General features: G+C 58.5%; 12 protein-coding genes. 9 read left to right on the forward strand and 3 right to left on the reverse strand.

Annotation, left to right across the window (positions count from 1 at the left end):
- Complete coding sequence (locus HHI26_RS21260; RefSeq protein ID WP_171149658.1) at nt 1-2,892, forward strand: type I polyketide synthase; 2,892 nt, start codon at nt 1-3, stop codon at nt 2,890-2,892.
- 13 nt (nt 2,893-2,905) lie between these two features.
- Entirely contained in the window at nt 2,906-3,940 is a 1,035-nt protein-coding gene (locus tag HHI26_RS21265) for a Glu/Leu/Phe/Val dehydrogenase (protein WP_167864466.1), read from the forward strand.
- Nucleotides 3,941-3,974: 34 nt separating this feature from the next.
- Here the strand turns inward: HHI26_RS21265 and HHI26_RS21270 are convergent, their stop codons facing one another.
- Nucleotides 3,975-6,218 (reverse strand): TonB-dependent siderophore receptor, encoded by a 2,244-nt coding sequence (locus HHI26_RS21270; RefSeq protein WP_197931302.1) that lies wholly within the window; start codon nt 6,216-6,218, stop codon nt 3,975-3,977.
- Nucleotides 6,219-6,426: 208 nt separating this feature from the next.
- Here HHI26_RS21270 and HHI26_RS21275 point away from each other — a divergent pair, with 208 nt between their 5' ends.
- From HHI26_RS21275 to HHI26_RS21290, 4 genes are all read left to right on the forward strand, one after another.
- Nucleotides 6,427-7,629: an ABC transporter substrate-binding protein gene (locus HHI26_RS21275; RefSeq protein WP_205945656.1), complete on the forward strand. Its 1,203-nt coding sequence runs from the start codon at nt 6,427-6,429 to the stop codon at nt 7,627-7,629.
- Nucleotides 7,626-8,948: an LLM class flavin-dependent oxidoreductase gene (locus HHI26_RS21280; protein WP_171149659.1), complete on the forward strand. Its 1,323-nt coding sequence runs from the start codon at nt 7,626-7,628 to the stop codon at nt 8,946-8,948. The genes HHI26_RS21275 and HHI26_RS21280 overlap by 4 nt, the downstream gene beginning before the upstream one ends.
- Nucleotides 8,949-9,060: 112 nt before the next feature.
- Nucleotides 9,061-10,557: an MFS transporter gene (locus HHI26_RS21285; RefSeq protein WP_133843171.1), complete on the forward strand. Its 1,497-nt coding sequence runs from the start codon at nt 9,061-9,063 to the stop codon at nt 10,555-10,557.
- A 98-nt stretch (nt 10,558-10,655) separates the two neighbouring features.
- Entirely contained in the window at nt 10,656-11,669 is a 1,014-nt protein-coding gene (locus HHI26_RS21290; protein WP_167864468.1) for an NAD(P)-dependent alcohol dehydrogenase, read from the forward strand.
- A gap of 17 nt (nt 11,670-11,686) precedes the next feature.
- On the opposite strand, the gene HHI26_RS21295 is transcribed toward HHI26_RS21290, so the two are convergent.
- Nucleotides 11,687-12,610, reverse strand: coding sequence for a LysR family transcriptional regulator (locus tag HHI26_RS21295; protein WP_133843175.1), 924 nt, complete (start codon nt 12,608-12,610; stop codon nt 11,687-11,689).
- 100 nt (nt 12,611-12,710) lie between these two features.
- Here HHI26_RS21295 and HHI26_RS21300 point away from each other — a divergent pair, with 100 nt between their 5' ends.
- A complete protein-coding gene (locus HHI26_RS21300) occupies nt 12,711-13,700 on the forward strand; it encodes a nitrilase family protein (protein WP_159336978.1) in 990 nt (329 codons plus the stop codon).
- 22 nt (nt 13,701-13,722) lie between these two features.
- Here the strand turns inward: HHI26_RS21300 and HHI26_RS21305 are convergent, their stop codons facing one another.
- Nucleotides 13,723-14,598, reverse strand: coding sequence for a LysR substrate-binding domain-containing protein (locus tag HHI26_RS21305; protein WP_159336977.1), 876 nt, complete (start codon nt 14,596-14,598; stop codon nt 13,723-13,725).
- Nucleotides 14,599-14,700: 102 nt separating this feature from the next.
- Between HHI26_RS21305 and HHI26_RS21310 the strand changes: the two genes are divergently transcribed.
- Nucleotides 14,701-15,636, forward strand: a complete 936-nt coding sequence (locus tag HHI26_RS21310) for an NADP-dependent oxidoreductase (RefSeq protein WP_171149660.1) — start codon at nt 14,701-14,703, stop codon at nt 15,634-15,636.
- A gap of 32 nt (nt 15,637-15,668) precedes the next feature.
- Nucleotides 15,669-16,538, forward strand: a complete 870-nt coding sequence (locus tag HHI26_RS21315; protein WP_171149661.1) for an NmrA family NAD(P)-binding protein — start codon at nt 15,669-15,671, stop codon at nt 16,536-16,538.
- The last annotated feature ends 47 nt before the right edge of the window (nt 16,539-16,585 follow it).

Consider the following 16,585-nt stretch of genomic DNA (forward strand, 5'->3'; position numbering starts at 1 on the left):
ATGCAACAGCAACACTGCACGCATCAGAAGATTGCGCTGGTGGGGATGGCCTGCCGTTTTCCCGGCGCCAGTGATATCGAGACATGGTGGCACCATCTGGTCAACGGCGTTGAATCTCTGATCACGTTGGAAGACGGCCCGCAAGACGATCCGACCTGGGTGGGGGTTGCTGCGCCGCTGGCGCAGGATATCGCGCGCTTTGATGCCGGATTTTTTGGTCTCAGTGCGCGTGAAGCCGCGCTGATGGATCCGCAGCACCGTCTGTTCCTTGAGTGTGCCTGGCACGCACTGGAAGATGCCGGCATTGTGCCTGGCGCACTGCCTGATGCTGCTCTGTTTGCGGGCTGCAGCAGTTCAGACTATTTACGGCAGAACAGCGGCGCGCAGCGCTTTGCCAGCCTGGCACCCTCGGCATTCGAGCAGCAGATCACCAACGATAAAGATTATCTCAGCACGCGTGTGGCCTGGCACCTGGGCATAGGGGGGCCTGTCGTGAATGTTCAGGCCGCCTGTGCCACGTCTCTGGTCGCTGTCTGTGAGGCGGTCTATGCCCTGCGCAGCGGGCGTTGCAATCTGGCGCTGGCCGGAGCCTGCACGTTGCGCATTCCTCAACTCGAAGGCTATTTCAGCCAGCAGGGCATGATCTTCGCCACGGATGGGCATTGTCGGCCATTTTCGGCGGATGCCAGCGGGACAGTGTTTGGCAGCGGTGTGGGCGTGGTGGTGATGAAACGTCTGGAGGACGCGCTGGCCGCCGGGGACGAGGTGATCGCCGTGATAGACGGCGTGGCGATGAACAATGACGGGGCTGAAAAAGTCAGTTTTACCACTACCAGCCTTGCGGGGCAGCAACGCCTGTTGCGCCTGGCCTTGCAGGATGCGCAGCGGCATCCGGAGGATTTCCGTGCGATAGAAGCCCACGGTACGGGCACGCTGGCGGGTGACCCGATCGAGTTTTCCGCGCTTAACAGCGTGTTCAGGGAATTTACCGGGCGTGAAGGTTTCTGCGCGCTGGGGGCGGTAAAGGCCAATGTCGGGCATCTGGAAACGGCGGCTGGGATGGCGGGACTGATCAAAGCTGCACTGCAAATCAAACACGGCTGGCTAACACCGCAAATCAATTTCACCCGTGCCAATCCGGCCTTCGACCTGCGCCACAGTCCATTTCGCGTGCTGACACGTGCAGAACGCTGGCAGGCTGACGATCCCCGCCGTGCAATTGGTGTCAGTGCCTTTGGTATCGGTGGCAGCAACGCGCACGTGGTGTTAAGCCGACCTGAGGTTGCCGCAGCCGCATCTGACACCCGGTCTTCTTCGCTGGCTGACAGCGTGGTGCCGATCTCTGCCCGTTCTGAACAGGCCTGGCACCAGCTGGCAAAGCAGTATCGTCAGCGTGCGGCGGGTGAGCCGTTATCCGCGCTGGCCTGGAGTGCGCAGACCCGCAGGCAGGCCATGCGCTTTCGCGGCACGCTGGGGCCAGATGAAGAGGGAAAACTGGTGGTGAAAGAGGGCGTGACCGACAGCGGTAAAGGGCGACTGAGCGTGATATTCCAGTTTCCAGGGCAGGGCAGCCAGTTTATCGGTATGGCGCGAGAGCTGATGGCCAATGACAGCACCTTTCAGCGTCTGATGGAGGAGAAGATCGCACTGCTGCGTGATCAACTGGCGCTGGATATTGCTCTGCTGTTTAGCCCGCAGGGCAACAGCGCGATGCTGAACAATACGGCACTGACCCAGCCGACACTGGTGGCCGTGGAAATATCTCTCGCCGAACTGCTGATGCATTACGGTGTGGTCCCCGACCGGGTGATCGGCCACAGCGTCGGGGAGATCGCTGCGGCCTGGGCTGCGGGCGCCTTCTCCGTTGAGCAGGCGCTGAACTTTGCTGCGCAGCGCGGCAGATTGATGGCCTCACTGGAAGGGGGGGCGATGCTGGCGGTGGAACTCAGCGACAGTGGCTGCCAGCCCTGGCTTGGCCGCGGTGTTGCGCTGGCGGCGGTCAATGGCGAAAACAGCTGTGTACTGTCGGGCAATGTGGCCGCGTTGGCCGACTGCGAGCAACGCCTGCGCAGGGAAGGCATTCGCTGTAAAGCCCTCAGTGTTTCCCACGCTTTCCATTCGGCGATGATGGAACCGATCCTCAACGACTTGCGTCACGTTGTGCCCCCCGTCACTGTGCCGCACCAGGGCGTGCGCTACTACTCCGCGCTGCTGGCGCAGGAGGTCGGTGACTTGCGTCAGCTGGATGCCGACTACTGGTGTCGCCATGCCCGCGAGGCGGTGCGTTATCACCAGGCGCTGCAACAGATCCCCGAACGTGGGCGAACGCTGTTTATCGAAGTGGGGCCAGGATCGACGCTGACCGCCCTGGTCGCGCAGTTACGGCAGCAGAGTGGGAAAACCTCCACGGTGCGCACACTGCGTCGCCGCGATGATGCACTCAGCGAATGTGCTCTGTGGGTACAGGCGCTGCAAAAAATCTGGCGTGCCGGGGTGGATATCTGCTGGTCACGACTGTGGACGTCATCGCCCGGCCACGTGGCATTGCCGCTGTATCCTTTTGAACCGCATTTTTGGTGGATGGGTGACCGTCAGTTGCCCGCCAGTCCGCAGCCCGCTGGCGCCGGTGAGGAGGCAGAAGAGCATGATGCGCTAATGGCCCGTATCCGCCTGCTGTGGCTGGAAATTACCGGGGCGCTACCTGCGTCGGGATATCAGGATTTTTATGATTCCGGTGGGCAATCACTGATGGCACTGCGCCTGATGGCACGGCTGGAACAGGAATTTAGCGTGGCCATCAGTATGGCCGATTTTTTACAGCAGCCAACCCCGTTGGGGATTCGCCACTGTTTGCTGAAGTCTGGCGTTGTTGAGCAAAATCTCACTCATTAACAGGATGAAAATCATGTGCGCATTGAATGCAACACTGAACGATAAACAGTATCAGATTGAAACCGTGCAGTTTGACAGCGAGACGTCCTTTACTCTGGCCTGCTCACCACAAATCAAGCTCCTTCCCGCCAACGGCGGCATTCGCTGGCGTCAATATGGCTCGCGTCAGCAGCAGGAGAGTGAGGCTGTGATGCTGGCACAAAGTATGTCACTCAAGCATGGTTTGTATAACACCGGCTTCAGCGGCGGCAAAATTGTGGTCAACAGCCCGCATCTGCCCGCCCAGCAACCGGAGGTGATGGCGGCGATTGGCGAGCTGCTGAATCGCTATAATGGCACCATGTTTACCGGCTGTGACATTAACACCAGTAACCAGGATATGGATTATCTGCGGCGTTTTACCCCCTGGATCCTCAATGCGATGGACAGCCCACAGATTGATACGTCGATTGCCACCGGCTACGGCGTCTGGAGCTCGATTCATAAAGTGATCATGCTGCGTCTGTCTGATGTTGCGCATCCGCTGGTGGCGATCCACGGTATGGGCAAAGTGGGTTCTGAAGTGGCCAGGCAGTGCCTGCAACAGGGGTGCGAGGTGGTGGGATATGACATTAACCCACGCGCGGTTTTCCCTGAAGGCGTGCGCCGGGTTAACGAAGCGCAGCTATTCGAGTTGCGCAGTCATATCCTGTGTATCGCGTCACTGTCCGGCATTTTAACCCAGGATAACGTTACGCAGTTAGCCTGCGGATGGGTGGTCAGCAGCGCCAACTCACCGTTTAACAGCCAACTGGCGGAAGATGTGCTGATTGCGCGCGGGATTCATTATCTGCCCGACTATGTCAGCAATGCGGGGGCGGTGATTTGTGACAGTATCGAAATGGCCTTTACCGAGCGCTACAACCAGATGAGCCAGGATCAGGTGAATGCCTATGTTTATTCGGTGATTGGGGCGAAAACGGAAGAGTTATTACGGCGTGCAACACTGCTGGATTGTGAAGTGGGCAGGTTATTGCAGCCGGTAAAATCCGCGCTGATGGTGGCCTGATACACGGGGGATGGCACATGCCATCCCCTTTTTTTTACCAGCGATAATCCACGCTGGCCGTGACGCTGCGATCCTGACCGACGAAGCAATACATCGCCGAGGTGCAGCTGGCCACATACTGTTGGTTTGTCAGATTGCTGACATTCACGGCCAACGTGGTGCCTTTTAGCTGTGGCGTTAACTGCCCTAAATCATAGCTTACCGCCATATCCACCAGCGTGGTGGCCGGGACTTTGAAGGTATTGGCGGGGTCGCCGTAGCTGGTGCCGAGATAACGCACGCCGCTGCCCAGCTGTAAGCCCGCCAGCTCTCCCGCATCAAAGCGATAGTCAAGCCAGGCGGCGGCGCTGTTGGCCGGTACCTGCGTCAGGGTGTTGCCCTGATTTTTCGTATCCCTGGTCAACGTATTATCCAGCCAGGTGTAGCTGGCGATCAGGTTCAGGTTGTGCACAATTTCAGTGGTCGCCTGTAAATCAAGCCCGCGCGTGCGCGCCTCACCGGCCTGGGTATTGAAGCCCAGATGCTCGGCATCGCTGGTTTTCACATTGGACTGGGTCAGTTGGAAGAGGGCGGCACTGAGTAATGTTTTCGACCCTTGCGGGTGGTACTTAATGCCGATTTCGCTCTGCTTCGTTTCCACGGGCAGGAAGGTTTTACCATCATAGCCACTGCCCAGCAGCGGGTCGAATGAGGTCGCGTAGCTGATGTAAGGTGCCAGCCCGATATCGAACTGATAGCTTAACCCGGCGCGCCCACTCCACTGGGTATCTTCCTGGCGGCTTTTCACCGTCACCGGAGAGTAGCTGTTGGTTTCATGGTCGGTATTCGACCAGTCATGGCGGCCACTCAGCGTCAGGCGCCAGCGGTTCCAGGCCATCTGATCCTGCACATAGACGCCGGTACGGTTAAATGTCTGTTTCTCTTTCCAGGGGGCGGCCCGGCTGGCGGTGAAATCAGGATTGAGATCCGGTCGGTAGTCAGAACTGTACGGGTCAATCAGCACCGGACCGACACTGTACAGCTCGTTCTTCAGACTACCGGTGGAAAAATCGATGCCGGCCAGCAGCGTATGACGGGTGGGGCCAGCGTCCACATCGCCACTGATATGGTTATCCATCGAGAACGTGCTGACTCTGGCCGGGGTCAGCTCATCGTAAGCTTTAAGCCAGGGGCGATCGTTGACGAGCTGATACCCGTAAACCACGCCGCGCTGAATATCTGAATGGACATTCATATAACGCGCATTGCTGTTGAAACGCCAGCCATTATCAAACTGATATTCAAATAGCGAGGTCAGTGAATCCTGACGGCGGGTGGAGTGGGAAAAATGGCCATCAGTGTAGTTTTTATGCCGGTCAATTTGCTGATAAGGGCTGTTATTCAGCCCCAGGACGGCCGCAGGCAAACTGTTGTAGTCGGGAATATCCGGTTCCCAGGAATACGTCGCCAGCACGGTCCAACTGGCATTATCACTCGGGCGCCAGGTCAGGGAAGGGGCGAGATAGAGGCGGCGGTGGCGGCTATCTTCAATTTGCCCCTGGCTGTCCAGGCCACTGGCGGTAAAACGATACAACAGGCTGTTATCGTCATTGACGGCGCCGGTGGAATCAATGCCGAACTGCTTACGGTTGAAGCTGCCGTATTGCAGGCTGACCTCGTGTGAGGCGATATCCTGGGGCTTGCGGCTGACCTGATTGACAATACCGCCGCCCGTCCCCTGGCCGTAGAGGGTCGATGCGGGGCCGCGCAGCACTTCGATCCGTTCAAGGGACCAGGGATCGACCTGCGGCAGCCAGCTGCCCGGGTTGCTGATGATGCGTAAACCATCCAGATAGTAATCGGCATCGACGCCGCGAATCCGGGTCATATCCAGATAATCACCAAAGCCACCATATCGTTCACTGGTGGCGCCAGCCGTGTAGCGCAATGCGGCACTGCTGGATGACGGGCGCGTCAGGTCCATCTGCGAACGGGTGATCACCGAGACGGACTGGGGCGTTTCCAGGATAGAGGTGCGGGTTTTGCTGGCGACGGCCGATTCTTCCGCCACATAGCCGTTTTCCTCTCCCTCAGTTTGCACCGGCACACTGGCACTCACCGTCATCGGGGATTGTTCTGTGGTCGCGTCCTCTTTTTTCTCACCTGACGGATTTTCTGCGGCGTTAGCGGGCGCAGTGAGGCAAAGAGAAAGCATCAATGACAGGGAAAAGCCGCTTAACACCAACGGCGGACAGGGTAGAGAGCGAATGTGCGCAGCAGCAGATTGTTTCGTCAGCATGTACGTCCTTATGATCCTGGTAGAAGTTCAGAGTGGAGTGGTCTGTGCACACAGAGCTCATTTCAACTTATTGAAATAAAATGTTTTAAGCGGGTTTTTCACAATTCATAAATGCGAATGATAATTATAATGACTGCATATTATACATTGACCGTCAGTCGGTCAATGTTATGATTCTTTCTTTCTCCGCTAACAGAATAATGTCCTCATGATGCAAAAACCGTCCTCCACTCATCGCCGTGAACGTGTCAGTGATGCCGTATCTGGCGGCACCTCGCGACGTTCGCTGCTCACTGGCCTGCTGGCCGCGGGGGTTCTGATGACCACGCGGGCACTGGCAGCAAAACCCGCCACGCAGTCTGTGGTTGATATCGCCGGGCGCTCAGTGCGGATTCACACGCCGGTCAGCCGTATTCTGCTGGGTGACGGCACCCTGGCGTATGCACTGGCGCTGCTGCGCCCCGACGATCCCTTTCAGGGCGTGGTGGCCTGGGGAGATAACTTCCGCGCCGCCGACCTCGATAGTTATCGGGCGTATCAGCGGCAGTTTCCCCATATCGACCAGATCCCACGCTTTTCCGGTAAGACGGTTGATGCGATTGGCGGAGAGCAGGCGATTGCGCTGAAGCCCGATATTGTGGTGCTGAACCTGAGCTCGGCAGGTGCAGCAACCACCTCCGGTTTACTGCGCCTGCTGGAGCAGGCGGGGATCCCGGTGGTGTTCGTCGACTTTCGGACCAGGATGTTCGCCAACACCGGGCGCAGCATGCAGATTTTGGGGGAGTTGTTCGGCAGAGTGGCAAGGGTAGCCGACTTTTTACGCTTTCGTCAGCAGCAGATCGACCGGGTGATACAGCCGCTTAAACTGTTAACCACGCGCCCCCTGGTGATGGTTGAACGCGCAGCAGGACTCTATGACGACTGTTGCCTGACCTACGGTGACGGCAACTTTGGTGAACTGGTGGCGGTGGCCGGGGGGCGTAACCTGGGCACACAACTACTGCCTGGCACCTTTGGTGCTCTCAGCCCGGAGAAGGTGATCCACGCCGACCCCGATGTGGTGCTGGTCACCGGCGCGAACTGGTCACTGTATTCCCCCGGCGGTGACTGGGTGAATCTGGGGCCAGGGGCCGATGCGCAGGAAGGGCATGCGCGCCTGCAACGCCTGATGCAGCGTCCGGCGTACCGCACGCTGCGTGCCGTCAGGGAACAGCAGGTGTATGCCATCTGGCACCCGTTTTATGACAATCCTTACTATTTTATCGCCCTTCAGCGCGTGGCGAAGTGGCTGCATCCTGAGCTGTTTGCCGCGCTTGACCCGGAAGCCACCTTCCGCGAGTTACATGAACGTTTTCTTCCCGTGCCTTATCAATCCGGCTACTGGTTAAGCCTCAAGGAGACCGCCGTATGACTCGAACACCTCAACTTATTCTGCTGGCGATGCCCAGCATTCATGCCGGTGCATGGCGTTATCCCGGCGCCATCCCCGAGTTTCACAGCAGCTTTAAACACATGAAACGGTTTGCCCGGACGCTGGAGCAGGGGCGGTTTGACGGCCTGTTTTTGCCCGACACGCTGGCGCTGCGCCAGGTATCGACCGAGGCCCTGGCGCGGGGGCACAGTACGGTGACGTTGGATCCGCTGACGCTGCTCCCTGCGCTGGCGGCGGTCACGCAGCATATCGGGCTGATTGCCACCGCCAGCACCACCTACAATGAGCCTTATATGCTCGCCCGGCGGCTGGCCACACTGGATCACATCAGCGAAGGCCGGGCCGGATGGAATCTGGTGACCTCCAGTAATGCCAACGAGGCCGGTAATTTTGGTGTCACTGAACATATGGAGCACGGCCTGCGTTATGCGCGTGCGCGCGAGTTTTCGTCGGTGATGAACGGGCTGTGGGACAGCTGGGAGCAGGATGCATTTTGCCGTGATGCCGCCAGCGGCGTGTTTTTTGATGCGGCAAAGATGCATACGCTCAATCACGAGGGGGAGTATTTTTCCGTACGCGGGCCGTTAAATGTTGACCGTCCTCCGCAGGGGCGACCGGTGATTGTGCAGGCCGGGGCGTCTGAAGCCGGCAGGCAGGTGGCAGCGGAAACGGCAGAAGTCATCTTCACCTACCAGACGGATCTCGTCTCTGCCCGTCAGTTTTACCAGGATATGCAGTCCCGGGCGCAGGCTGCTGGCCGCCCTGATGCACTGAAAATCATCCCGGCGGCGTTCGTGGTGCTGGGGGAAACGCCACAAGAGGCGCAGGCGAAAAGAGCACTGCTCGACAGTCTGGTCGACGAGCAGAGCAGCCTTGCCACCTTATCCGTGGCGCTTGGGCATGATATTTCGCCGTACGATAAACATGGCCCGCTGCCCGCGATGCCGGAAAGTAATGCCAGCAAAAGCGGGCGTGAACGGGTGGTTCAACTGGCGCGGCGGGAGGGTCTCAGCATCCTGGCGCTGGCGCGTCGCATTTGTGGTTATCAGGGGCTGGAAATGGTGGGCACGGCAACCCAGGTGGCCGATACCCTGCAACACTGGCTGGAGAGCGGGGCGGCCGATGGATTCAACGTGATGTTCTCTCATTTTCCCGGCGGCGCAGAGGAGTTTGTCACCCAGGTGATCCCGGTGTTACAGCGCCGGGGGCTGTTGAGAGAGCAGTACACCGCGACCACCTTCCGGGGACATTTGGGGCTGAAAACACCGGAACGGGAGGATGCACAGCCGGGGGGATGAAGGGCGGTATAATGATGGCTGGCAGAGTGTCCATTGTGTCGGATTTTGATTGACCGTCGGTCAGTCAATTGCTAGGGTTGGGTAAAATCAGCCAATCACGTTAGGGATTATCATGCGTCTTAGCCGTCATCATGCCGCGCTTGCTGCGGCTTACCTTGGCACTTTTCTTGCCTCACTGGATATCAGCATTGTGAATGTCGCTTTGCCCACCATGCAGAGTGCGCTGGATACGGATATTGCCGGGTTGCAGTGGGTGGTCAATGCCTACGCCGTTTGCCTGTCTGCTTTTATGCTTTCTGCCGGTCCGCTGGCCGATCGTTACGGTCATAAACGTGCCTGGGTGAGCGGCGTCGTGCTGTTTACCGGCGGGTCTCTGCTGTGTGGTGTGGCGCCCAGCCTCGGCATGCTGCTGACCGGGCGGGCCATTCAGGGCGTGTCCGCCGCGCTGCTGATTTCAGGGGCGATGCCCATCCTGACCCACGCGTTTCCTGATGCCCGCCAGCGCGCGCATGCCATCGGCGGGTGGTCGGCGTTTAGCGCGCTGGCGCTGATCCTCGGGCCGCTGCTGGGGGGCGTTCTGCTCCAGTGGCTGGGCTGGCAAAGTATCTTTCTGGTCAATATCCCACTGTGCCTGGTGGCGATTGCTGCAGGGCTGTGGGGGATACCGGAGCGTAAATATCCTGACCACGCGGCGCTGGATACGGCGGGCCAGTTGCTGGGGATTGTCGCGTTAGGAACGCTGGCCTGGGGAATGATTGAGGCAGGGCAATACGGCTTTACCGGCAAACTTCCACTGGCGATTCTGGCCTGTGCCCTGGTGAGTTTTATGCTTTTCGCGCTGGTGGAAAAACGGACGTTGCGCCCGCTGCTGCCGCTGGCACTGCTGCGCGAGCAGGGATTTGTCAGCGTGAATCTGGCGTCGTTTATTCTCGGTTTTTCTTACTACAGCTGTCTGTTCTTTTTCTCGATTTTCCTCCAACAGATTCAAGGCTGGGCACCCGCAGAAGCAGGCTGGCGCATGATGCCGTTATTTGTCGTCACCGGCCTGGTGTCGCTGTTGTTTGGCCGCATGAGTGCGCGGCTGCCGATGCGTGGATTAATGGTCACGGGTTACGGGCTGGCGGGCCTGTCGATGATCGCTATGGTGCTGCTGGATGCGAACTCCGCTTACTGGCAGGTGGGGGCGTTGTTTACGCTGCTGGGGGCCGGGGCCGGGCTGGCGGTTCCGGGCACGGGCATGCTGGTGATGGCGATGGCGCCGCCTGAGCAGGCCGGGTCAGTTTCCGCCATGATGAATGCGCTGCGCCAGGCGGGGATGACCATCGGCATTGCGTTACTGGGAACGTTAATGAGCGCACAGGCAATACGCACGCTGACGGCCTCCCTCGATGTCAGCGGTATTAGCGATGCTGCGCAGATTGCCCACCTGGCGGTGACGCGGCATCTGCCCACCTCGGTCGTCGCTGATTTTAGCGCACGCTACACAGCAGCGATGGAAAGTGGTTTTCATCTCGCCATGCTGTGCGCCGGAGGTGCCTGCTTTATCGCCGTGGCATTGCTGCTACGCTTACAGTGGGTAAAAGAGGCGCAGGGCATTAACGCCGCGTAACAGCGCGAAGTGCTTATCTGGCGAATCCGCATCGGGTGTATACCTGACGGCACTGAGTCGATGGCATGTGCCAGAAATGTACAAACCAGGAGAAGATAATGAAAGCAGTCACGGTTACCAGCCCATTTAATCTGGACAGTGTTCAGCTCACCGAGGTGAAGGATCCCGGCCAACCCGCTAAAGGGGAAATCAGGGTCGCCATCAAAGCCAGCTCGCTTAACTTCCATGACCTGATGGTGGCCACCGGCGCTATGCCGGTGGAGGATAGCCGTATTCTGCTGTCGGACGGTGCCGGAATTGTTGAGGCGGTAGGCGAAGGCGTAACGGAGTTCCGCGTGGGTGATGCCGTGGTTTCCACCTTCTTTCCGCAGTGGGCAGCAGGCAAAGCCACCCCGGCGGTGGGCGGTTTTGCGCATACGCCAGGCGATGGCGTTGATGGCCTGGCCAGCGAAGTGGTGGTGCGTCCGGTCAATGCCTTTACTCCCGCTCCTGCGGGCTGGTCGCACACCGAGGCGGCCACCATCACGACCTCCGGCCTGACCGCGTGGCGGGCGCTGGTGGTCAACGGTCGCTTAAAGGCGGGTGAGACCGTGCTGGTACAGGGCACCGGCGGTGTGTCGATTGCTGCGTTACAGCTGGCCAAAGCTATGGGGGCCAGAGTGATTGCCACTTCGTCCTCTGATGAAAAACTGGCGATGGTGCGCAAACTGGGCGCCGATGACACCATTAACTACCGCTCCACCCCGGAGTGGGGGGATAAAGTGCTGGAACTCACTCACGGCCTGGGCGTTGACCATATTGTTGAGGTCGGCGGCCCTGCCACGATTAATGAGTCCCTTAAGGCGGTGAAAGTCGGTGGGCATATTGCCGTCATCGGCGTGTTGTCCGGTACGGATGCGGCATTGTCGATTTTCAGCATCCTGGCGAAACAGGTGCGTATTGAGGGGCTGATTGTCGGCAGCCGTCAGGACCAGATTGATTATGTGAAGGCGCTGGAACTGATGTCGCAGAAACCGGTGATCGACAAGGTCTTCAGCTATGAGCGTTTGGGTGAGGCATTTGCCCACCTGCAAAGCGGTCAACACGTTGGCAAGGTGTGTGTGAGCTGGTAGTGATACTGGCCGGAGGCTTAATCACGGCCTCCGCTGCCGTGGCGGGTCTCACCTGCGGAGCCTGTTTCAGAAGACGCTTCGCGGGTGAGACCCGCTTTTATCCGCGCAATAAAATTATCCCTGATGAGATCCTCCGTACTGGCATGCCAGGCGATGCCCACCTGCCAGCTTAACGACTCGCCGCTTAACGGAATAATATTCAACCCCGGTGGCGCAATATGAATAACGCTTTGTGGCAAAAGCGCCACGCCCGTACCGGCAATCACCAGCGCGACGATGGTATGAATATCGTCAGCCAGTTGAGTCGAGGAAGTATAAAGCGCGTTGTCCTGCAAGAAGCGATCAATCTGTGTATTCAGCCCACGGCCGCGTTCAGTATGCAGCCGCAACAGAGGGCGATTTTTTAGCCACTCTGCCGCACTGACCCACGTTGTATCCGGCGTCACTAACACCAGCCGATCGTTGAACAGCGGCAGGTAATCCAGCGGCTCGCTGGGTGGAACGCGAACAAACCCCACCTGAAGCTCGTCACTTTGCAGCAACTGGTCCTGTTTTGCTGAGGGAAGATCCGTTAATGAGACGTCGACACCGGGATAACATTGGCGAAATTCTGCGATGTAGCGCGGGGCTAAGTAGAAACTGGAAAGCCCAAATCCCACGGCCAGACTGCCTTCACTCCCTTTCGCGACCTGCTCTGCATGCTGGAGAAACAGCGCGGCCTGCCTGACCACCTTCTTCGCTTCTGGCAGTAAGCGCCGGCCGCCGGCAGTTAACGTGGTGCCGTGACGGCCACGTGAAAACAGCGACAGAGTGAGCTGTGACTCAAGCAGGTTAATCTGTTTGGTTAACGCGGGCTGCGAGACAAACAGCGCCTGTGCCGCGTCGGCATAATTACCTTTCTCTGCCAGCGTGACAAAGGCTTTAAGCAACCGCAGGTTCATTATTACATTCCAGAAAGTTATCAGAATGGGAAATCATTTGATTATACCGTTATCAGTCAACCGGGTGTAATGGTGTTTTGACCCCCGCTGGAGAATCATTATGTCCGCGTTAACATCATTAAAGGCTGCCACCGTGCAGTTTCAGCATCAGGCCGGTAACAAACACTATAATCTCCTGATGATGGAGAAGTTTATCGAGCAAGCCGCCCTGCAACAGGTGAAGATCCTCACCTTCCCCGAAATGTGTATCACCGGTTACTGGCATGTTCCTAAATTGACCTCTTTTGAGGTTTCAGCTTTGGCAGAGCCGATTGAAACCAGTCCTTCTCTGGCATTGATCCGTTCGCTGGCCGTCAAGCATCAGATGCTGATTGGTGCCGGGCTGATCGAACGTGCCGACGATGGCCGCCTGTATAACGCCTACGTTGCCTGTCTGCCCGACGGTTCACTGCATACACATCGCAAGCTTCATGCCTTTGAACATCCCGCGATCAGCAGTGGCGATCGGTTCACGGTGTTTGACACCCCCTGGGGAGTGAAAGTGGGGATACTGATCTGCTGGGATAACAACCTGGTGGAGAATGTGCGCGCCACGGCGCTGCTGGGTGCCGATATTCTTCTCGCACCGCACCAGACAGGGGGCACGCAATCCCGCAGTCCCTGCGGCATGAAGCCGATCCCGCTGGAACTCTGGGAGCAACGGGCGACGCGCCAGGAGGAATTGACCGCTGCTTTTAGAGGCCCGAATGGTCGCGGCTGGCTGATGCGCTGGCTGCCAGCGCGTGCTCATGACAACGGGGTGTTTATCTTATTCAGTAACGGCGTTGGTGCGGATGAAGACGAAGTCCGTACCGGCAATGCCATGATGATTGACCCTTACGGCAGCATTATTGAGGAAACCTGGGCGGCGGGCGATGCCATGGTCAGCGCCGAACTCGATTTAACCCTGCTGGCGATGAGCACGGGCCGCCGCTGGATCCACGGTCGCCGTCCTGAGCTATACCAGATACTGACGGAACTGCAGGGGTATGAACGTGATGCAAGAACGGCCAGGTTTTCGGTCGATGTGCCGCAGAGAAATAACCGGTGAGGTGAGCGCATCCGGTGCGGTGTTATCCCGTCATCACCAGCGCAATTTTAGGGTAGCGTTCGCAGATAAAATCGACGAATGCCCTGACCTTTGGCGCCGTTAAACGCCGCGAGGTATGCAGCACCCACAGCGCCACCTTGACATCTGACACCGTTCCCCACTGCACCAGGTCGCCGCGGGCAAGGGCGTTGCCGACAATAGACTGAGGAATAATCGCGGCACCGCCACCGGCGATGGCGGCGTCGCGGATCATCAGAAAAGAGGAAAACCTCAGGCGGGGGAGAGGTTCAATCACCAGGCGGCCATCGTCCAGTTTCCACAGCGATGGCTGTGCGTTGCCAAATACGATGGCGGGAACCTGAGTGACCAGGCCCGGCTGGGGCAGGGTAACGGAGGGCGCGGCAACCACAATCTGGCGGTCTTCAGCAAAGCATCGCCCCGTCAGGCTGCTGTCGGGGCGCGGGTTAATACGAATGGCCACATCATAATGTTCCTCCACCAGATCCACCATGCGGTCTTCTGCCACCACTTCAAGGGTGATTTCCGGATACGCGGCGCAAAACTCGGCAGCTATTCTCCCCATGGTGAGCTGCGAGAACAACACGGGTGATGCCACGCGCAGGTGCCCGCGTGGAACAGAGATCCCTTCCCGCACCGACGTCATGGCCTCCACCACCTCGTTCATTGACCCCGATGTTCTGGCCATCAGCATATCGCCCGCCTCAGTGAGTCTCAGCCCTCTGGGGCTGCGCTCGATAAGGCGTACGCCAAGCTGTTGTTCAAGATCCGCGATATGACGCGATAACGTGGCTTTAGACCTGCCGCTGGCGCGGCTGGCCTTCCCCAGCCCGCCATGGGTGGCGACAAGCGCAAAATCAACCAGAGCATTGAGATCCATACTGTTCCATTTTTGAAACGACATGTCTCTAATTTAGAGTCTGCTCTCTGTCTGCGCAACGGTTTATCGTTCATTCATCCTAACAGACCAGAGGAACAGATCATGAGTATGACGCAACGAGCCGTTGTCATCGGAGAGTACGGAGGGGCTGATGCCGCCAAAGTGGCTGATATAGCGCTGCCCGACGTGGGAGAGCGTCAGGTACGGGTGCGGGTACACGCCGCCGGTATTAATGGCCTCGACTGGAAGGTGAGAGAAGGGTACGTCCGCGATGCGTTTCCCTTATCGTTGCCCGCCGTTCTCGGCATTGAGCTGGCAGGTGTTGTTGAGGCCGTGGGCCCGGGCTGTTCGCGTTTTCGTATCGGTGACCGTGTGATGGGATCGCTGGGGCGAATCGGGGCGTATGCGGATTTCGTCGTCGTCAGTGAGGCAAATCTGGCCCATACACCGGCAGGACTGGACGATATCCACGCTGCTGCCATCCCCGTTGCCGCCGTCGCTGCATGGCAAAGCCTTAACTATGCTGGCCCGATCTCCGCCGGGCAACGCATTCTGATCCACGGCGCTGCCGGAGGGCTGGGGGGCTACGCCGTGCAGTTTGCTAAACAGGCCGGGGCAGAGGTGTTTGCCACCGTGGCGGCGGCAGGCATGGAATACGTGCGCAGCCTCGGGGCCGACCACATTATCGACTATCAGTCGCAACCGTTTGAATCGCTTGCCCGCAATATTGACCTTGTCCTCGACTATGTTGGTGGCGGCGTGCTGGATCGCTCATGGCCGGTGCTGTCGGGGCAGGGCGTTATCATCAGCACGGCTTCGCCCGACATTGTTGCCCGCACACCTGCCGGGCGCCGTGGGCTGTGGTTTATGAACACGCCGGACGGCACGCAGCTGGAAACGCTGGCCGCCAGCATTGCCAGCGGAGCATTGAAGTCACACGTCAGCGAGATCGTCGGCTTTAACGACATCCCGCAGGCCATTGAACGTCACCGCACGGCGCCGCGTATCGGCAAAGTAGTGGCCGATTTTCTGCGCTAACCGGCGCTATCTGACGCATTCTGGAGATAAATATGACCATTCTTGTTATTGGTGCCACGGGCACGCTGGGTTCGTTGATTTGTCAGCGTCTTGCTGATGCGGGCGCAGACACCAAGGCGCTGGTGCGCCAGCCGGGTAAACACGTTTTTCCGGCCGGTGTGACTGAAGTCGCGGGTGACATGACCGATGTCGCGGCAATGCGCGCCGCTTTAGCCTCGGTGCGTACCCTGTTCCTGCTGAATGCGGTGACACCCGATGAAGTCACCCAGGCCCTTATCACCCTGAATCTTGCCCGTGAGGCGGGTATCGAACGCGTGGTGTATCTGTCGGTGATCCATGCGGAAAAGTACACCAACGTACCGCACTTTACCGGTAAATATACGGTTGAACGTATGATCAAAAGCCTGAATATCCCGGCGACTATTCTGCGTCCGGCCTATTTCATGCAGAACGAAGCCTCGGTGCAAAAGGTCATTGAAGCGTATGGGGTGTATCCGATGCCGATCGGTTCGGCGGGTGTTTCCATGATCGATGTGCGGGATATTGCCGATATCGCGGTAGTGGAACTGTTGCGGCGTGACAGGGCACCCGAAGCACTGGAGAGCAACACCCTGGCGCTGGTGGGCCCGGACGTTCTGACCGGTGAGCGTGTCGCCGCCGTCTGGAGCGCAGCGCTGGGGCGTGAAGTTGGCTACGGCGGTGATGACGTGGTCGCTTTTGAGCAGCAGATGACCGCCTGGAGCCCCGGTTGGCTGGCCTATGATATGAGCCTGATGATGGCGGGCATTCAGCAGTACGGGATGCAGGCGGCAGAAGGAACGGTGGAGCGTTTGCAGACGCTGCTGGGACGTCCGCTACGGACCTACGAGCATTTTGTTAATGAGTCTACCGGCACGCGCTGAACGGGATATGCAGGGAGATAACGGGGAGACTCGTTATCTCTGCACAG

This window comes from Erwinia sp. JH02 (assembly GCF_013074405.1).
Lineage (GTDB): Bacteria > Pseudomonadota > Gammaproteobacteria > Enterobacterales > Enterobacteriaceae > Erwinia > Erwinia rhapontici.